15 protein-coding genes are annotated in these 19,524 nt (G+C 39.1%); all 15 read left to right on the top strand.

Annotation, left to right across the window (positions count from 1 at the left end; translation table 11 throughout):
- The first annotated feature begins 18 nt into the window (after positions 1-18).
- The 15 genes from GXK58_RS05865 to GXK58_RS05795 all read left to right on the top strand — a co-directional run bounded on the left by GXK58_RS05865 (position 19) and on the right by GXK58_RS05795 (position 19,524).
- The gene (locus GXK58_RS05865) at positions 19-1,311 is read left to right on the top strand and encodes an ABC transporter substrate-binding protein (RefSeq protein ID WP_160720725.1); all 1,293 of its coding nucleotides are present in this window, start codon (positions 19-21) and stop codon (positions 1,309-1,311) included.
- Between the two features lie 189 nt (positions 1,312-1,500).
- On the top strand, positions 1,501-2,811 hold the full coding sequence (locus GXK58_RS05860) for an ABC transporter substrate-binding protein (protein ID WP_160720723.1): 1,311 nt from the start codon (positions 1,501-1,503) through the stop codon (positions 2,809-2,811).
- A gap of 86 nt (positions 2,812-2,897) precedes the next feature.
- A complete protein-coding gene (locus GXK58_RS05855) occupies positions 2,898-3,860 on the top strand; it encodes a carbohydrate ABC transporter permease (RefSeq protein ID WP_160720721.1) in 963 nt (320 codons plus the stop codon).
- A gap of 3 nt (positions 3,861-3,863) precedes the next feature.
- A complete protein-coding gene (locus GXK58_RS05850) occupies positions 3,864-4,703 on the top strand; it encodes a carbohydrate ABC transporter permease (RefSeq protein ID WP_160720719.1) in 840 nt (279 codons plus the stop codon).
- 72 nt (positions 4,704-4,775) lie between these two features.
- Positions 4,776-5,420, top strand: coding sequence for a YesL family protein (locus GXK58_RS05845; RefSeq protein ID WP_160720717.1), 645 nt, complete (start codon positions 4,776-4,778; stop codon positions 5,418-5,420).
- A gap of 127 nt (positions 5,421-5,547) precedes the next feature.
- Positions 5,548-8,784, top strand: coding sequence for a rhamnogalacturonan lyase family protein (locus GXK58_RS05840; protein ID WP_272928122.1), 3,237 nt, complete (start codon positions 5,548-5,550; stop codon positions 8,782-8,784).
- Between the two features lie 76 nt (positions 8,785-8,860).
- A complete protein-coding gene (locus GXK58_RS05835) occupies positions 8,861-9,652 on the top strand; it encodes an alpha/beta hydrolase (RefSeq protein WP_160720715.1) in 792 nt (263 codons plus the stop codon).
- Positions 9,653-9,935: 283 nt separating this feature from the next.
- Positions 9,936-10,652, top strand: coding sequence for a (Fe-S)-binding protein (locus GXK58_RS05830; protein ID WP_160720713.1), 717 nt, complete (start codon positions 9,936-9,938; stop codon positions 10,650-10,652).
- 51 nt (positions 10,653-10,703) lie between these two features.
- Positions 10,704-12,128, top strand: coding sequence for a LutB/LldF family L-lactate oxidation iron-sulfur protein (locus tag GXK58_RS05825; protein WP_160720711.1), 1,425 nt, complete (start codon positions 10,704-10,706; stop codon positions 12,126-12,128).
- Between the two features lie 2 nt (positions 12,129-12,130).
- Positions 12,131-12,850, top strand: coding sequence for a LutC/YkgG family protein (locus GXK58_RS05820; RefSeq protein WP_202171296.1), 720 nt, complete (start codon positions 12,131-12,133; stop codon positions 12,848-12,850).
- Positions 12,851-12,969: 119 nt separating this feature from the next.
- Positions 12,970-13,932: a Gfo/Idh/MocA family protein gene (locus GXK58_RS05815; RefSeq protein ID WP_160720709.1), complete on the top strand. Its 963-nt coding sequence runs from the start codon at positions 12,970-12,972 to the stop codon at positions 13,930-13,932.
- Positions 13,933-14,052: 120 nt separating this feature from the next.
- Positions 14,053-16,122, top strand: a complete 2,070-nt coding sequence (locus GXK58_RS05810) for a bifunctional aldolase/short-chain dehydrogenase (RefSeq protein ID WP_160720707.1) — start codon at positions 14,053-14,055, stop codon at positions 16,120-16,122.
- 220 nt (positions 16,123-16,342) lie between these two features.
- Positions 16,343-17,647, top strand: coding sequence for an ABC transporter substrate-binding protein (locus GXK58_RS05805; RefSeq protein ID WP_237389579.1), 1,305 nt, complete (start codon positions 16,343-16,345; stop codon positions 17,645-17,647).
- 71 nt (positions 17,648-17,718) lie between these two features.
- Complete coding sequence (locus GXK58_RS05800) at positions 17,719-18,678, top strand: carbohydrate ABC transporter permease (RefSeq protein ID WP_160720703.1); 960 nt, start codon at positions 17,719-17,721, stop codon at positions 18,676-18,678.
- The gene (locus tag GXK58_RS05795) at positions 18,679-19,524 is read left to right on the top strand and encodes a carbohydrate ABC transporter permease (protein ID WP_160720701.1); all 846 of its coding nucleotides are present in this window, start codon (positions 18,679-18,681) and stop codon (positions 19,522-19,524) included.

Genomic DNA, 19,524 nt, shown 5'->3' with positions numbered 1-19,524 from the left:
ACAAAAGGGGAATAAACGATGAAAAAACTATTGATCTCTATTTTACCCCTGATAGTAATGTTGGCCTTCACCGGTTGTTCAGAAAGCAGCAGTGCGGATTCTTCTCAGAATAGGGAAGAAAAAGTGACCTTACGGATTGCCTGGTGGGGGGAACAGCCTAGACATGATTATACGGTTAAGGTTATAAAGTTGTTTGAAGAAAAAAACCCGGACATCCATATTGAGTTTGAATTTTCAAATTGGGATGATTATTGGAAGCGGTTAGCTCCAATGGCAGCTGCAAATCAGTTACCAGACATAATGCAAATGGATCTCCTCTACTTAAAGGCATATAGTAAAAATAAGTTACTTGAAGATTTAACACCTTATATCAGAAATAATATTATTCATACTACCTATATTGATGACAAAATTCTTTCCGGAGGTAAAGTAGGGGAGCAATTATATGGTTTCCCTCTAGGATTAAATGCTCCTGCTGTCATAATGGATTCTAATTTAATTGCTTCCGCTACAAATCAAGTTCCTAAACTTAACTGGACATGGAATGATTTTGAAAAGATTGCCGAAAACGTGCATAAACAAAAAAATATATACGGAACAAATGGAATGAAACCTCCAGAGGTGTTCTTTCCATATTATCTCCGAACCAATGGCAAGAATTTATATAATGTAGAGGGAACGTCATTAGGATATGAGGATGACAAGTTATTTGTCGATTATTTTGACATGCAATTACGATTACTTAATGAAGGGGCTTTTCCAAGGGTAGATGTCACAGAACAGATTAAAGGGATTGAAGATGAGTTACTAGTAAACCAACAATCTCCAATGACCTGGGGTTACTCTAATCAATATTATAGTTTTTCAAAAGCGGCGGACCACTCTCTTGAAATTATCGCTCCGCCAGGGCCAAATCAACAGGAAAGTTTGTCTGTGAGACCAAGTATGCTTTTTTCCATAACAAAAAGCTCCAAACATAAGGAGGCTGCCGCAAGATTTATTAACTTTTTCGTTAATAATACGGAGGCTAATAAGTTAATAATAGGGGAAAGAGGAGTACCCGTATCATCAAAAGTGGCTGAAAACGTAAAGAAGGGACTATCTACAGAACATAAAAAGTCCTTTGACTATGTAATCAATGTTGAAAATAGTAATGCCAAGGTAGAAAAAGCCGATCCGTTAGGCGGCATTGAAGTAGTTAATTTATTACAAGAGATCTCGGAACAAATTCTTTTTAAAAAAATCACCCCTCTCGAGGGTGCACAGAGATTTAGAAAAGAGGCAAATGAAATCTTAAAGAACACTAAATAGCACTTTTAAAGGTAATAGACTCCATTTGGTTTTTATTTAAAACCAGATGGAGTCTTTTTTATCTTCCTAAATTAATAATGTCTGTTTTTTAAACAATAAGGTCGGTTATTTATATTCAGACAATTCTAATAGTGGAGGTATAATTACAAATGTAAACACTTACAAAAAACAAATAGGGGGAATCAATTAATGAAAAAGTTCATGGTTATGCTCTTTTCACTGATTCTAGTATTCTCATTAGCTGCCTGTAGCGGAAGCAGTACTACTAGCAAAAGTGAGTCCGATGGAAAAGAAAAAGCTTCTGGTAAAGATGAAAAAGTAACACTAAGGATTGCCTGGTGGGGATCACAGCCAAGACATGACTACACGTTAAAAATTATTGAAATGTATGAGAAGCAAAACCCTAATGTAAAAATTGAAGCAGAATATGCAAGCTGGGATGATTACTGGAAAAAGCTAGCCCCTCAAGCAGCTGCCAGTCAATTACCAGACATTATTCAAATGGACCTTTCTTATTTCTCTCAATATGCACAAAACAATCAAATCACTGATTTAACTCCATACTTAGATAAGCAAATCGACACCAAAGACACAAATCAGAATATTATTGATGGCGGGAAACTTGGCGACAAGTTATATGGACTGAATGCAGGGGTAAACGTAGTAGGTTTCCACTATGATCCAGCATTACTTAAAAAAGTTGGTGTAGACTCCCTTGATCAAAATTGGACTTGGGATGACTATAAAGAAATCGCTAAAAAAGCAAAAGCGGCTGGATTATTTATGGATACAGGTATGAAAGCAGATGTATTCTTTAACTATTATTTAAGAACACAAGGAAAATCACTTTATAGTAAAGATGGTACAAAACTAGGATATTCAGATGACAAGCTGTTTGAAGATTTCTTCACTATGACCTCAGGTCTAGTAAAAGCAAAAGAAGTTCCAACACCTGACTTCATGGCCCAAATTAAAGGTATTGAAGATGATCCAGTAGTAACCCAAAAAGCAATTGGTATTTGGCAATGGTCGAACCAATTCGTAGGCTTACAGCAAGTGGCTAACAGACCGCTAGAAATTAATAATATGCCTGGACCTGACAGCAATAAAGGCTTGTACTTAAAACCAAGTATGTTCTGGTCAGTTGCAAATAACTCCAAGCATAAAGAAGAAGCAGCAAAGTTTGTTAACTTCCTAACTAACGATATTGAAGCTAACAAGTTAGCACTTGGCGATCGTGGGGTACCGGGATCTGCAACTGTTAAAGAAGCCTTAAAGCCTTTACTTTCTCCAGCACAGCAGCAAGTATTTGAATATGTTGAATGGGCTGAAAAGAATAGTTCCGCATTTGACGGTCCAGATCCAGTTGGAGCAGGAGAAGTGATTGAGTTATTTGACAGCCTAAGTGAACAAATGAGCTATGGAAATATTAAAGTAAAAGATGCAGCAAAACAATTCAGACAACAGGCTGAAAGCATTTTATCGCAAAATAAGAAGTAATTGTAATTCGGGTAGCTGGTCCTTTCTCGGATCAGCTATCACCCTTTCATATTAGGGTGATGATCCAGAGAAAAGGAGATGGCTAAATGGCAACAACTAACATTGTTAAGAAAAACACACAAGAAAATGTTTATATTGCTCCTGCAAGTGCACGTAAAAAGGCCCTCAAGGAAAATATCCAAGGCTATCTATTCATCAGCCCCTTTGTGGTTGGATTCCTTGCCTTCACATTAATCCCAATACTTGTCTCATTATATTTATCTTTCACTAACTATAATCTGTTTTCTGCCCCTCGATGGATTGGTCTAGAAAACTACAAAAAAATGTTTACCGCAGATCCACGGTATTGGCAATCATTAAAAGTAACTCTCATTTATGTGTTTGCGGGTGTACCGCTAAGATTAGCGTTTGCCCTTTTAATTGCGATGATGCTAAATACGGCATCCAGAGCAGTTGGTTTATATCGGTCCTTATTTTATCTTCCTTCTTTGATTGGCGGCAGTGTTGCGGTTGCGATCATGTGGCGTAACATCTTTGGAGACCAAGGAATTATAAATATTTTGCTTCAATTCCTAGGAATCCCTACTGTACGCTGGTTCGGTGATCCAACGGCCGCTTTGTGGATGTTAATCTTTTTATCGATATGGCAGTTTGGTTCCTCAATGCTAATTTTCTTGGCAGGTTTAAAGGGAATTCCGAAAAGCTATTATGAAGCGGCAAGTGTAGACGGTGCATATGGCTGGCAAAAATTCACTAAAATCACCCTGCCAATGCTAAGTCCGGTCATTTTATTCAATACAGTTATGCAGACCATTGCTGCGTTTATGACATTTGTTCCAGCCTTCATTATTTCCAAAGGTACTGGTGGTCCTTTAGATGGGACACTTCTATACTCACTCTATTTATTCTTACAAGGTTTCGAGTTCTTCAATATGGGCTACGCAGCTGCGATGGCTTGGATCATGCTTATTATTGTAGGAATTTTAACAGCTATTATTTTTGCGACATCAAAATTCTGGGTTCACTACGAATCAGAAGGAGGAAAATAACGTATGCGGATAAAATCAGCAAAATGGTGGACTTACCATATACTTGTCGGTGGGTTTGCAGTTCTCATGCTTTATCCAGTTATTTGGCTTCTGATGAGCTCCTTTAAGGAAAGTAATTCTATTTTCGTAACAGCCAAATCACTGATACCTGATCCATTCATTTTGGATAACTTTGCCGAAGGCTGGAAGGGAATTGGCGGAAATACCTTTGGAGTATTTATCAAGAATACTGCGATTCTGGTTATCGTGACATTAATTGGTCAAGTTATTTCATCGTCGTTAATTGCCTTTGGTTTTGCGAGATTAGAATTTAAAGGGAAAGCACTCTGGTTTGGACTTATGATGGTAACCTTGATGCTGCCCTATGAGGTTGTAATGGTTCCACAATATATCATCTTTTCAAAACTTGGGTGGCTTAACTCGATTAAGCCGATTGCAGTGCCAGCATACTTTGGACATCCATTCTTTATTTTCTTATTAGTTCAGTTTATCCGGACAATTCCGAGAGAATTGGATGAGGCTGCAACAATCGATGGGTGTAATACCTTTAAAATTTTCTATAAAATCATTTTGCCATTAATTAAACCAGCGTTGGCAACGGCAGCGATTTTCTCATTCTATTGGACTTGGGATTCCTTGCTAGGACCTGTTTTATACTTAAACAGCCCGGCAAAATATACCGTATCAATGGCATTAAATATGTTCCTAAGTAATGAAACCGTTTCTAACTGGGGTGCCATGTTTGCCATGTCCGTAGTGACCTTGGTTCCAGTCTTTGTCATCTTCTTTGTTTTCCAAAGATATGTAGTAGAAGGAATCAGCACAAGCGGATTAAAAGGTTGATGATTCGTGCCATTCCCTTATACGGGAGTGGCAGGGCTTGATCAACTTTATAATATCTGAAGGAGAATGCATATGGAAACTTCGAGTATTTTGGGTGGTATTTATAAACTAATGGATTGGATTTCGAAACTCGCATTATTAAATCTTTTATGGATTGCTTGTACTATTCTTGGTTTGGGTGTTTGCGGCTTTTTTCCATCTACTGTGGCAATGTTTGCGGTTGTCCGAAAATGGATGCTCGGCGAAGAGGGGGTTTCGATTGTGCAAACCTTCTGGGCTTCTTATAAAAAGGAATTTGTAAAAAGTAATCTCCTCGGTGTGATTATTGTGGCTGCAGGATTGGTGTTATATGCAGATCTGTTATTCATCCAAAATGCAGAAAAAGATATGGCCGCATTTCTCTATATACCATTTTTCATCATCACTTTTATTTTTGTATGTACACTTTTTTATCTCATTCCTATATTTGTCCATTATGAGATGAAAATAACAGATGTAATCAAGAATTCATTTTTTGTTATGATTATGAATCCACTATCCACTCTATATATGCTGATAGGAAGTTTTGGAATCTGTTTTGTTCTGTCCTATGTGCCGCCTATCTGTATCTTATTTAGCGGAAATTTATTAGCAATGCTATTCATGAAACCTGCATGTAACTCGTTTAACAAGATTCAGCGTAAGCATGAGGTTTACTTACAGGAACAAGGTATATAGAATCGGGTCTCCTTAAGGGCTGCCCGATTTTTTATATAAGTATTCACGAATAAGGAAGACAGACTAAACTACATCTATGAATCTTTCATAAAGAAATTTTTCACTATTCTTTAATTGGAGGAAAATAATGATTAAAAAGTTTTCAAAAAAGTTGCCGGTTGTCGTTAGTTCTGCTGTGGTCTTATCGATGTTTGCTGGGGCAGGAGTAGTCCCGACAAAACAAATCCAAGCTGCTGAGTTGACTAGTCTAAAATTTGACTTTGGTTCCAGCACTAGTCCTGTAGCAAAAGGATATACACAAGTAACTAATAATACGATTTATAGCAGCGATAGAGGATATGGATTAAGCAATGCTGTAGATTTCAGGGATAGAGGGGCACCTGATGACCTTAGAAGAGACTTTATTAATGGGACAAATTATAAATTCTCGGTGGACGTTGCCAATGGTGATTATTATGTGAGTGTTTTAACGGGGGATCAAACAGCTACTAATAAAACTAGTTTTACCGTTGAGGGACAATCACTAGGTACGATATCTTCAAGTGCAGGCAACTTTGCAGAAAAGTCAAAAATAGTGACGGTTCAAGATGGTCAGTTGAACGTTGATATTGGAGAGAATGGAAGGGTCAACGCGATTGAAATTATCCCAATGGCGGCTCCAACCAGATTAGCACTCACAGAAAAAAGTCTTTATCCTGATACGTCTGTTTCATTAAAATGGGCTGAGGTAAATGAGGCACAAAGTTACAATGTTTATCGAAAAGCCGAGGGAGAAACAGCATCAATTAAAGTAGGGAGTACAAGCACTCCGGAATATAAAGACGAAACAGTTCAACTTGGTTTGAAATACGCATATACCGTTACTCAAGTAAATGAAAAGGGGATTGAATCAGCAGAAAGTACTTCAATTAATGCAGCTCTTGTAGATAAAACGAAGGAAGTGCCGAAAACTCCTACAGGTACAACACTCATCAATTCAACAGACAAATCGCTCACTTTCCATTGGAATACTTCGGATGATGCTTTGATGTATTATGTCTACCGGGCAAAGTCTCCACAAGGGCCATTCGAAAGAGTGGGGATTTCCAAAAATGGGGAGTTCAATGATCAGTCCGTTTCACCAACTAGACATTATTACTACAGAGTCTCAGCTGTTAACCTAGGTGGTATTTCCGAACCTTCAAACACGATTGAAACACCTATAACAAAGGTAGTTCAGCGTCAAATGGAAAAACTGGACCGGGGCTTAGTTGCTGTAAAAGTAGAAAACGGTGTTTATGTGGGCTGGCGTATGTTAGGGACAGATCCCGAGGGAGTGGCCTTTAATGTTTACCGTGACGGACAAAAGGTAAATAAAGAGCCGATTACATCAAGCACTAACTTTTTAGACAAAAATGGGACAAAGGATTCCAAATATGATGTTCGTGCTGTATTTAATGGAAATGAGGAACCGCTGGCAGAAGCTTCAGCTGTTGTTTGGGGCCAAAATTATTACGATCTCCCAATTCAAAAACCAGAGGGTGGCACGACTCCTGACGGAAAAACCTATACATATAGTGCCAATGATGCAAGTGTAGGGGATGTGGATGGAGATGGTCAATACGAGATTATTTTAAAATGGTACCCATCTAATGCCAAGGATAATTCCCAATCAGGTTATACCGGAAATACCTATGTGGATGCTTATAAGTTTGATGGGACAAGGCTGTGGCGGATTGATTTAGGCAAAAATATTCGTTCTGGGGCCCATTATACACAAATGATGGTTTATGATTTAGATGGAGACGGGAAAGCGGAAGTTGCGATGAAAACAGCTGATGGAACTGTTGATGGTCAAGGAACAGTGATCGGTGATGCCAAAGCAGATTACCGTAATTCCAGCGGTTATATTTTAAGCGGACCAGAATTTTTAACTATCTTTGATGGCTTATCAGGGAAAGCGCTAACAACAACGGATTATGATCCGCCAAGAGGCAATGTCGCCGATTGGGGAGACAGCTACGGTAACCGTGTAGACCGCTTCCTGGCTGGAATTGCCTATTTAGATGGGGAAAGACCGACTCTTCTAATGGCACGCGGCTATTATACAAGAGCTGTAGTAGCTGCCTACAATTGGCGTGATGGCAAGTTAACAAAGGTATGGACTTTTGATAGTAATAAAGAAGGCAATGGAGGGTACGCCGGACAAGGGTATCACAACCTAAGTGTTGCTGACGTAGATCAGGATGGTAAAGACGAAGTCGTCTATGGTGCAGCGGTAATCGATGATAATGGAACAGGTCTCTATTCAACCGGCTTAGGCCACGGAGATGCCCAGCATGTCGGTGATTTAGATCCAACCCGCCCTGGTTTAGAGATGTTCGCTGTTCATGAGGATAAAAACTCAAAGTTTGGGATTGAATTTAGAGACGTCGAAACAGGTGAGGCCATTTGGGGGAAATATACCGGAAAAGATACAGGACGAGGATTATCAGCAGATATCGATCCTAGGTACCCAGGTGAAGAGTCATGGGCTGTTGGGGGAGCATGGAATGACCCAACTGGAGATATGTTTACGGCTCAAGGAGAAAGAATTTCGTCTGACATCCCTGGTGCCAACTTTGCCATTTGGTGGGATGGTGACCTGCAGCGCGAGATACTAGATCATGGTAATTTTAATGATGCTGATCAAGTCGGGGTAGGAACAATTGGTAAATGGGACTACGAGAATAAAAAAATAGTAAATATCTTAACTGCAGATGGAACTTTCTCTAATAACGGTACGAAAGGTAACCCGAGCTTACAAGCCGACCTATTTGGTGACTGGAGAGAAGAAGTTATTTGGAGGACGGAAGATAGCAGTGCATTACGAATCTATACAACTACAGATATGACAGAACAGCGTATTCGCACATTGATGCACGATCCTGTGTACCGTTCAGGTATTGCTTGGCAAAATGTTGGGTACAATCAGCCGCCGCATACTAGCTTCTTCTTAGGCTATGATATGCCAACGCCGCCTGTCCCAAGTTTTTATTTAAATAAAGTGATTCCTGCCACAGTCGATGTAAATCCGAATGTAATTGATAGAAAACAGACTAGCGGTAATGTTCCATTGACTGTTACTATTGAATTGGATAAAGAGCATAAAGTTTCAGAGATTAATTCTGCAACTGTCAAAATGGTTGTTAACGGAAAAACTATTTTTGCGGAATCACATCCCTCAGTAAATGGCGAGAAAACGAATAAATTAATGGTTAAATTCGATAGAAAGCAAGTTTCAGAAGCTTTAAAAGGTTATACTGGAACTATTCAGGTCAATATTAATGGGTTCCTGCAGGACGGGGAAAGCTTTACTTCGAAGGCTGAATTAACCTTGGAATAACGTTAAAAGTGGGAGAGACAGTGTTCTCTCTCATTTTAGTTTTGCATACATACTATTAAAATTGGAGGATGAAAGAATGACGGTAATTTTGCCGCTTTGGAATGATATAAATCTTGAAGAAAGTGGACCAAACGAAAATGCGCCAAGCATCCAGCCTTTCTTACTTGAAGGAACTGGGCCCTTTCCGGTTATTATAGTGGCTGCGGGCGGGGCATATGCCAGGAGGGCAGAACATGAAGCATATCCGGTTGCAAAATGGTTAAATTCGATCGGAATCTCAGCGGTGGTACTCAATTATAGAGTCGCGCCTTTTAAGCATCCTATTCCATTGAATGATGCAAAAAGGGCCATTCGGATGGTCCGGTCACTTGCTAGAGACTGGAATCTAGATCCGAACCGTGTAGGAATCCTCGGATTTTCTGCTGGAGGGCATCTTGCATCCAGTGCAGGAACTCAATATGATAGGGGAAACCCGGAGGCCGAAGACCCTGTTGAGCGATATAGCAGCCGTCCGGATCTAATAGTTCTTTGTTATCCTGTAATCTCGATGGGAGAATATACACACGAAGGCAGCCGAACCAATTTAATGGGCGAAAATCCTGATGCTGGGTTAGTTGAACTTTTATCGAATGAAAAACAAATTACAGAGGACACACCACCAGCATTTTTATGGCATACTGCCGATGATGCTTCTGTGTCGGTCGAGAATAGTTTACTGTTTGCAGCTGGGTTAGGCCGAAATAAGGTACCTTTTGATTTACATATCTTTGAAAGCGGCAGGCACGGATTAGGTTTGGCGGAGGAACATCCTGAGGCTAGCGAGTGGACGAGATTATGTGAAAAGTGGTTGAGGAAACAGAATTTTTAACTTCTGTTTAAATGGTTGTTTTTTTTAGAAGTAAAAGGTTTTATGGAGAGTGCCGATAAGTACCCAAAAAGTGCCGATAAATCTACGACAAGTGCCGATAAAGTAAAAAATTAAAAATGATGGAAGAATCGATAGTGCTCTTGGGCATCTGTCGATTTAATTTTTTATTAAAAGATTACTATTCAAAAGTAAACAAACATGTAATATAATAAAAACAAAAATAAATAAAAATCTAATTCAGTTATTTAAGATTTTTAGCGTCATTTAAAGGGGATGAAGATTCATGAAGGTCAGCTTATTTGCAACCTGCCTTGTAGATATGTTCCAAAGTAATGTCGGTAAAGCAACCGTTGAATTACTAGAAAGACTTGGTTGTGAGATTGAGTTTCCAGAGTCACAAGTATGCTGCGGCCAGCCGGCATATAATAGCGGTTACACAAAAGAATCAAAAGAAGCCATGAAGCGGATGATAGATACGTTTCAGGATGCTGAATATGTAGTATCACCATCGGGATCATGTGCTTTTATGTTCCACGAATATCCTCACGTTTTTAAAGGAGACCCAATTTGGGAGCCAAAAGCCAAAAAACTAGCTGAGAAAACCTATGAACTCACCCAATTCATCCTCGATGTATTAAAAGTTGAAGATGTGGGTGCCAAATTTGAAGGGAAAGCTACCTATCATACCTCTTGCCATATGACGAGATTATTAGGTGTTAAAAGGGCACCAATGATTCTATTGAACAATGTCGAAGGATTAGAGTTTACGGAATTACCAGGAAAAGAACAATGCTGCGGATTCGGGGGAACCTTCTCTGTTAAAATGACGCAAATTTCTGAGCAAATGGTCGATGAAAAGGTTTGCCACGTCGAAGAAACAGAAGCTGATTATCTGATCGGTGCGGATGCAGGCTGCCTAATGAATATCGGTGGACGAATCGACCGCAAAGGAAAACCAATTAAGGTTCTTCATATTGCCGAAGTTTTAAACAGCCGCTAATCAAAAATATTGGTGACCAAAACGAGATTGCTTGGAATGGGGGAAAAATAAATGGCAATGAAAATCAGCGAACAGCAATTCAAGGAACGCGTGGATAAGGGAATTCACGATTCCTTTATGCGCGGGGCAGTGGCTGGTGCCCAGGACGGAATGGGTGTGAAAAGGCGTGTTGCCGCTGACGAGCTTGGAAATTGGGAAGACTGGCGGTCGCATGGGGAAGAAATCCGCCAGCATGTCTTAGAACACTTAGATTATTATTTAGAACAATTAAGTGAAAATGTAGCAAAACGGGGCGGGCATGTCTTTTTTGCCCAAACGAAAGAAGAAGCCAATGAATATATTCGAGGCATTGTTCAGCAAAAAGATGCCAAAAAAATTGTGAAATCCAAATCAATGGTGACCGAGGAAATCAGTTTAAATGCCATGCTGGAACAAGAAGGCTGTGAAGTGATTGAAACGGATCTCGGGGAATATATCCTTCAATTAGATGATCATGATCCTCCATCCCATATTGTCGTACCAGCTTTACATAAAAATAAAGAGCAAATTCGGGATGTGTTCACTGATAAGATTGGGTACACCAAAACCTCCAAACCCGAAGAACTAGCTTGGCATGCAAGGGAGACACTCCGTCAGGAATATTTAACGTCAGATATCGGGATTACTGGATGTAACTTTGCGGTTGCTGAGACAGGCTCATTCAGTTTGGTTACGAATGAAGGGAATGCTGATTTAGTTACGGCGTTACCGAAGACACAAATTACGGTAATGGGAATGGAGCGGATTGTTCCGACGTTTGAAGAGATGGAAGTGCTCGTTTCCTTATTAACAAGAAGTGCGGTTGGACAGAAGTTAACCAGTTATATCACTGTACTAACCGGTCCTAAAGAGGAACTGGACGTAGACGGCCCAGAGGATTTCCACCTTGTCATTGTCGATAACGGCAGATCCAACATTCTTGGCGGAGAGTTTCAATCCGTTCTGCAATGTATCCGCTGTGCAGCATGTGTCAATGTTTGTCCCGTTTATCGTCATGTTGGGGGCCATTCCTATGGATCCATTTATGCAGGACCAATTGGGGCAGTCTTGTCTCCATTATTAGGCGGCTATGATGATTACAAAGAACTACCGTATGCCTCAACACTTTGCGGGGCCTGTACTGAAGTTTGCCCGGTTAAAATACCGCTGCACAACCTTCTTCACAAGCATCGGGAAGTAATCGTCGAAAAAGAAGGCAAAGCACCAATCTCAGAAAAATTAGCCATGAAAGCATTTGGACTAGGAGCAGCTTCACCGACACTCTATAAAATTGGTTCCAAAATTGCGCCAACGGCAATGAATCCATTCACAGTGGGAGATAAAATTTCCAAGGGACCGGGACCTCTGAAAGCATGGACAGATATCCGTGAGTTCCCGGCACCAAATAAAGAAAGATTCAGAGATTGGTTTAAAAACCGAGAACAAGGGGGCAAGTGATCATGGCAGGAACTATACAAAATCGTGAAGCCTTTCTTAATCAAATTTCCACTAGACTTGGGCGCCCGCGTATCTCTAAACCTGTGGAAAGGCCAAACTGGAAATTTCGCCCTCAGGATGAGGTATTAAAAGGTGCTAATCAAGATGAATTATTAGAAGTATTAAAAGAACATTGTAAAAAAATTCATACAACTATTTTTACGACGGATTTAAGCGGACTGTCATCAACCCTAAATGAAGTCGTCACAAATTTCGGCGGCGGTCCAATTGTAACTTGGAAGGATGAGCGCTTTTCTAAATGGGGACTTGATTCTCTAATGAAACAGGAATGGCCAAACCATAGTATCGATGTGTACGAATGGGATCATACAAAAGGTGAAGAAAACATCGCAAAAGCAGAGCAGGCTAATGTTGGTATCACCATCAGTGAAGTTACACTGGCTGAATCGGGAACGGTTGTGTTATTTAGTGATGAAAACAAAGGTCGGACAGTAAGCTTTTTACCGGCAACCTATATTGCCCTTATTCCGAAAAGCTCGATTGTTCCGCGAATGACACAAGCAGCACAAAAAATGAGAGAAATCCACCAAAAAACAGGACACGTCGCATCCTGCATTAATTTTATTACGGGACCAAGTAATTCAGCCGATATTGAGTTAAATTTGGTTGTCGGTGTACACGGCCCTGTTAAAGCGACTTATATCGTCATTAACGATCTTTAAAATGTATAGGTAGGCTGTTCTAATAATCCTATTGATTTTTTAGAACAGCTTTTAATATAGGACTAATCGTTATTTTTCAAAAAAATGAAAGCGTTTGTTTACTAAAGGAGGAATTTTTTATGAAGATAGGTTTTGTTGGAACTGGATGGTTTACAAGAACACATGCAAGTATTTTAAAAGAAATAGATGGAGTAGACATTACAGCGTTTTGCGGGACTAGTTTGGAAAAAGCGGAAAAAGAGGCAAGGAATTGGTCAAATGCCACTGGCTATTCAAATATAGACGAGATGTTAGATAAACAGAAATTAGATGCAGTCTATATTTGTGTTCCACCCCATGCACATGGAGCGATTGAAGCGGCCTTAATTGATAGAAACATCCCATTTTTTGTGGAAAAGCCGCTTGGAATGAATGAGGGACCAAATGACCTTGTTAGAAGAATAGAAGAAAAGGGTCTTATTACTTCAGTAGGGTACCACTGGCGGTATAAGGATACGACTAATAGAGTTTTAACGTTACTGAATGAATGTCGAGCCGGGATGGCCTTGGGATTTTGGATGGGCTCGATGCCAATGGTCCCCTGGTGGAGAGATGTACATAAATCAGGAGGGCAATTTGTCGAACAGACCACACATATTGTGGACCTGCTGCGTTTCCTATTTGGTGACATTAATGAAGTATATGCAGCCTATAGTAACCAAATTATGAGTGAAAAGGTCGAAGGAACGACAGTGCCAGATGTAGGCAGTGTGACGATGAAACTTAAAAATGGCATGATTGCCACGATATCCAATACCTGTATTCTAAAAAACTCAAGTAAGGTTGGTCTAGATATCTATTCAGATGAAGGGATTATTGAACTGAGTAATGATTTATTACGAGTAATAAGAGGTAATCGAGTAGAAGAATACAAAGAAGAAACAAATCCTTACCTTGCAGAAAATAAGATTTTCCTTAATGCTGTCCAAACTGGAGATTCATCTAAAATATTATCAACCTATCAAGATGCTCTAAAAACGCATCGTGTAACACTTGCTGCAAATCAATCTGCCATCAGCGGGCAGCCAATATATTTGGGATAAAACCAATAAAACAAAAAAAGTGAAATATTTTTGAACTTTTTATTCAAAAATAAACAAACATATATTATAATAAAAACAGAAGATAACAAACATAAAAACAAAACAAACGGAGGATTTCGGATGGTACAGAATCTTTGGAATAAAGAAACAGCTTCACAAGTAACAAAAGGGGTAGAAGAATTAGTTTATCGTTCAAATTTAATCGGGTCAGATCGTGCCGTATGTAACTATGGCGGCGGTAACACTTCCATGAAGACAATTGAAAAGGATTTCCGCGGCCGTGATGTGGAAGTAATGTGGGTAAAAGGAAGCGGTTCCGATTTAGCAACGATGAAAGCAAATAACTTTACTGGTCTTAACTTAGAAGACATTCGTCCATTATTCGAACGCGACGAAATGCCAGATGAGGAAATGGTTGCTTATCTTTCACATTGTATGATCGACAGCAAGCACCCAAGAGCATCAATTGAAACATTATTACATGCTTTCTTACCTTTCAAACATGTAGACCATACACATCCAGATGCAATCATCAGCCTCTGCTGTGCAGACAATGGTAAACAATTAGCTGAAGAGATTTTTGGAAATCGTTTTGTTTGGGTACCATATATCCGCCCAGGATTCACTCTTTCAAAAATGATCGCACAAGGAGTATTAAATAACCCAAATGCAGAACTAGTATTAATGGAAAAACACGGTCTTGTAACATGGGGAGAAACTTCTGAAGAGGCTTATGCAAAAACAATTGAAATTATTAATGAAGCGGAAGCATACATTAATGAAAGAATTGTTGAAGCATCTGTATTCGGCGGCCAAAAATATCAATCTCTTTCTGAAGAAGAAGCAACTAGCATTCTAGCAAAAGTAATGCCAGTCATTCGCGGTGCCGTTAGTGACGAGAAGAAAATGCTCTTAACTTACGACCGTGGTGAAGATGTTCTACAATTTGTGAACAGCCAGAATGCTCCAGAACTTTCACAAATCGGTGCTGCATGTCCAGACCATCTAGTTCATACAAAAATGATTCCACTTTATGTAAACTGGAATCCACAATCAAATGATGTGGAAGCATTAGTTGCTAGTATTAAAGAAGGAGTTGCTAGCTTTAAGCAATCCTACCAAGAATATTTTGAAGAAAACAAAAATGAAGGCGACAAAATGTTTGAACCAGCACCACGTGTGATCTTAATCCCTGGTATAGGAATGGTGAACACTGGTAAGGACGTTAAAAATTCAAGAATCAGCGGCGCATTATACCACCGTGCTATCGCTGTTATGAAGGGCGCTACAACATTAGGAAACTTTGTTTCTCTAAGTGCAAACGAATCTTACAATGTAGAATACTGGCCATTAGAATTATATAAATTATCTCTTGCTCCAGCTGAAGCGGAATTCTCTAGAAAAGTAGCCTTTATTACTGGAGGAGCTGGCGGTATTGGAAGTGCAACAGCACGACGTCTTGTATCTGAAGGAGCTGCCGTTGTTCTTGCTGACTTAAACCTTGAAGGTGCGGAAAAGGTAGCAGCTGAAATTAACGAACAATTCGGAGGAGATCGTGCGCTCGCTGTTAAGATGGATGTAACAAGTGAAGAAATGGTCCAAGCGGCCTTTGATCAAACAGCTTTAACATTTGGCGGAGTTGACATTATTGTTAATAATGCAGGTTTAGCAACATCTAGCCCATTCGCTGAAACAACTCTTAAAGAGTGGAACTTAAACATGAATGTATTAGGAACAGGCTATTTCCTAGTTGCCCGTGAAGCATTCAAGCAAATGAAAGACCAAGGCATTGGCGGTAACATGGTATTCATTGGTTCTAAGAACTCTGTGTATGCTGGTAAAAATGCAGCTGCTTATAGCTCTGTTAAAGCTTTGGAAACTCACTTGGCAAGATGTATTGCAGCAGAAGGCGGCGAGTTTGGAATTCGTGTAAACTCAGTTCTTCCAGATGCCGTTCTTCAAGGTTCTGCGATTTGGGGTTCAAGATGGCGTGAGGAGCGTGCCGCAGCTTACGGCATCGACCCTGATCAATTAGAAGAGCACTATCGTAAACGTACCACATTACTTGTAAATATCTATCCTAGCGATATTGCAGAATCTATTGCATTCTTTGCTTCTTCAAAATCTGATCGTACAACTGGTTGTATGTTAACAGTAGACGGCGGGGTACCTGCAGCGTTTACAAGATAGAATTGATTTGAGTCATTAATATATTTAAAAAGAGCTTGCAAGGATCGGTAACAATCCTTGCAAGCTTTTTTACTATATATATAAACTGTTTATCAGTAAGTGGGAATCTTAAAAAAAATCTAACTTTTGTTATGATTTACCTTACTTTTTCTTATTAATCTGAAAGTGCTTACATTGTACAATGAGAGTATCTTAGAAGGGGGAGATAATCTTGCAGAAAATGAAACTCTTATTTTTAACGGTAATATCAATGCTTTTGATTATTACTGGCTGCGGTTCACAATCATCAAGTGGGGATAGCGAGACTAATAGTAATAATAAGGACAAATCTGAAAAACAAGCAAATATTGAGTTGCGAATGGCTTGGTGGGGCGGACAAGATCGACATGACAGAACCCTTAAAGTTATCGAATTATATGAAAAGAAACATCCAAATGTAAAAATCACAGCTGAATATTCAGGTGTTGATGGATATTTTGATAAACTAAGCACGCAGTTCGCTGCAGGCAATGCACCAGATATTATTCAATATGGTGGTAATTTGAATGACTATGTTGCAAAGGGTGTAGTCCTTCCTCTTGATAAATATGTAGGTAAAGAAATTGATATCAGTAAACATGATAAAAGTATGATAGATGCAGCAACTATGAATGGAAAGTTTTATGGTGTTACTTTAGGTTCTAATGCATTTAGTGTTCTATTAAATAAAACATTATTTGAGAAAGCAAATGTTCCACTGCCAAGTAAAGAGTGGACATGGAATGATTTAGATGATATTAGCACTAAAATCAGCAAGAAACTTAAAGGTGTATATGGTGTGGCCGATTTCGAACAAAATGGCTTTGGGGCATTCTTAGCTTCAAGAGATAAGAGACTAGTGGCTGAGGATGGAAGTAAACTTGGATTTGAAGAAAAGGACGTAAAAGATTGGTTCCAAATCTGGCAGGATATGAGAAAGAGTGGAGGAGCAGCATCTCCTGAGGTACAAGCAGCAAGTTCTGAAACACCTGAGCAATCACTGATTGTTCAAGGAAAGGTTGCTATTCAAATGGTAGCAAGTAACCAATTAGGTGCTTACAGCAATGCATCTAAGGATGAATTCAAGTTATTCATTACTCCGTATGAAAACGGAAAGAATGGTGTTGCTTTAAGACCAAGCCAATTTTTAGCTGGAAATGCTAAAACTAAATATCCAGAAGAAGTGGCTAAATTCTTGAACTTTATGGTGAATGATCAAGAGGCAGCAGCAATTTTAGGAAACGACCGTGGAGCACCAGTTAATTCCGAAATAAGAGAGAAATTAATCCAAAGTGCTAATGAGATTGATAAAGAAATCTTTGAATATATCCAATGGGTAGGTTCAACCTCCGACGCTCCTTATGAAGCAAATTTACCCGGCTTTAATGAAAATGAAAAGCTTTTCAAAGAAACTAGTGAAAAAATTTCGTTTAAAAAAGATACAGTGAATAAGGCATCAGCAGACTACTACAAAGAAGTGCAGCAAATCCTTAAAAAATTTAACTAGTAAACAGCCTAGGGGGATCGGTTAGATAATAAAAGCCGGTCTCCTCTATTATAATCATGGGAGGACTTAAGATGGATACCATCAGCAATACTGGCAAGAATGAATCAATTGTATTGACCGAAACCAAAAAACGGCTGAATATAAAATTCAATAAAAACCACTTAATTGCTTATATTTTTCTACTGCCATGGCTAATTGGTTTTTTGGGACTCGTATTAGGCCCAATGATTAGTTCCCTATATCTATCCTTTACGCATTATGATTTGCTGAATGTCCCTAAATGGGTAGGGTTACAAAACTATAAGGAAATGTTTGCAGATAATAATTATTGGGATTCTGTAAAAGTCACTATTACCTTTGTTTTTATTGCAGTTCCTGTACAAATGATCTCGGCTTTACTTGTTGCCTTGTTGTTAAATAAGGGCTTACGGGGAGTTGGAATCTATCGAACGGTCTATTATATTCCTTCTTTACTTGGCGGCAGTGTAGCAATTGCCTTATTGTGGAAAAACCTTTTTGGGATTGATGGGCTAATCAATAAATTTTTAGCAATCTTTCATATTAAAGGCCAAGGGTGGGTATCCAATCCAGATTATGCTTTATATACGCTAATCCTTCTATCAGCATGGCAATTTGGATCTTCAATGGTCATTTTTTTAGCAGGCCTAAAACAAATTCCTCAAAGTTTATATGAAGCTGCAGCTGTCGATGGTGCGAGTAAATTTAGACAATTATTCCATATTACGATTCCTTTGCTAACACCTGTGATTTTCTTTAATTTAGTGATGGAGATCATCAAAATGATTCAATCCTTTACCTCTTCCTACATAATAAGTGAGGGAACGGGAGGGCCTATCAATTCTACTTTATTTTACACTCTTTATTTATATCAAAAAGGGTTCTCTTATTTTGAAATGGGCTATGCCTCTTCAATGGCTTGGGTCATGCTCATCGTGTTAGGTATGATGACAGCTGTGATTTTCTGGACATCAAGATACTGGGTACACTATGAAGATGGGGGGAAATTATAAATGTTGCTTAAACAGTTCAAACTGCATAAGGTTATACTTCATTTGCTCATTATAATAATAGGAATAGTAATGATGTATCCGGTATTGTGGATGCTTGCAAGTTCACTAAAACCTGAAAATCTTATCTTTTCAGACCCAGGGATTTGGCCGAAAGAATTTACATTGGAAAACTTTAAGAAAGGCTGGAATATAACAAAGGATGCAAGTTTTGGTCTATTCTTTAAGAATTCCTTTTTGATAAGTGCTATATCTGTTATAGCCAATTTGGTTACCTGCTCAATGGCTGCTTATGCGTTTGCTAGATTAAAGTTCCCACTTAAAAAGCTTTGGTTTGCTTGTATGCTTCTAACCATTATGCTGCCTGCCCATGTAACATTGGTACCACGGTATGCTATATTCCATAGTTTAGGATGGATTGATACAATATTGCCGCTTACAGTACCTAAACTTTTAGCAACGGATGCCTTTTTCGTTTTCTTAATGATCCAATTTTTCCGTGGAATTCCAAAAGAATTAGATGAAAGTGCCACCATTGATGGTTGCGGCATATTTCAAATTTATTGGAGGATACTCCTTCCACTGTCAATGCCCGTTTTAATTACAACTGCTATTTTTACATTTATCTGGACATGGGATGATTTCTTTAGCCAAATTTTATATCTAAACACAATTAAAAACTTTACTGTTCCGCTAGGCTTACGACTATTTTTAGATTCTCAGGGGGATTCTTCTTGGGGTGCTGTTTTTGCGATGTCTGTTCTTGCATTGCTTCCTATAACAATCATTTTCTTTATTTTTCAAAAATATATCGTAGAGGGAATTGCGACATCCGGATTAAAGGGATAG

This window comes from Bacillus sp. USDA818B3_A, from assembly GCF_009928415.1.
Taxonomy (GTDB): domain Bacteria; phylum Bacillota; class Bacilli; order Bacillales; family Cytobacillaceae; genus Neobacillus.
This window is presented reverse-complemented; position numbering and strand designations above follow the sequence as displayed.

Coding starts and splice junctions, on each gene's coding strand:
- GXK58_RS05865 (WP_160720725.1), top strand. CDS start 19: ATGAAAAAACTATTGATCTCTATTTTACCCCTGATAGTAATGTTGGCC.
- GXK58_RS05860 (WP_160720723.1), top strand. CDS start 1,501: ATGAAAAAGTTCATGGTTATGCTCTTTTCACTGATTCTAGTATTCTCA.
- GXK58_RS05855 (WP_160720721.1), top strand. CDS start 2,898: ATGGCAACAACTAACATTGTTAAGAAAAACACACAAGAAAATGTTTAT.
- GXK58_RS05850 (WP_160720719.1), top strand. CDS start 3,864: ATGCGGATAAAATCAGCAAAATGGTGGACTTACCATATACTTGTCGGT.
- GXK58_RS05845 (WP_160720717.1), top strand. CDS start 4,776: ATGGAAACTTCGAGTATTTTGGGTGGTATTTATAAACTAATGGATTGG.
- GXK58_RS05840 (WP_272928122.1), top strand. CDS start 5,548: ATGATTAAAAAGTTTTCAAAAAAGTTGCCGGTTGTCGTTAGTTCTGCT.
- GXK58_RS05835 (WP_160720715.1), top strand. CDS start 8,861: ATGACGGTAATTTTGCCGCTTTGGAATGATATAAATCTTGAAGAAAGT.
- GXK58_RS05830 (WP_160720713.1), top strand. CDS start 9,936: ATGAAGGTCAGCTTATTTGCAACCTGCCTTGTAGATATGTTCCAAAGT.
- GXK58_RS05825 (WP_160720711.1), top strand. CDS start 10,704: ATGGCAATGAAAATCAGCGAACAGCAATTCAAGGAACGCGTGGATAAG.
- GXK58_RS05820 (WP_202171296.1), top strand. CDS start 12,131: ATGGCAGGAACTATACAAAATCGTGAAGCCTTTCTTAATCAAATTTCC.
- GXK58_RS05815 (WP_160720709.1), top strand. CDS start 12,970: ATGAAGATAGGTTTTGTTGGAACTGGATGGTTTACAAGAACACATGCA.
- GXK58_RS05810 (WP_160720707.1), top strand. CDS start 14,053: ATGGTACAGAATCTTTGGAATAAAGAAACAGCTTCACAAGTAACAAAA.
- GXK58_RS05805 (WP_237389579.1), top strand. CDS start 16,343: ATGAAACTCTTATTTTTAACGGTAATATCAATGCTTTTGATTATTACT.
- GXK58_RS05800 (WP_160720703.1), top strand. CDS start 17,719: ATGGATACCATCAGCAATACTGGCAAGAATGAATCAATTGTATTGACC.
- GXK58_RS05795 (WP_160720701.1), top strand. CDS start 18,679: ATGTTGCTTAAACAGTTCAAACTGCATAAGGTTATACTTCATTTGCTC.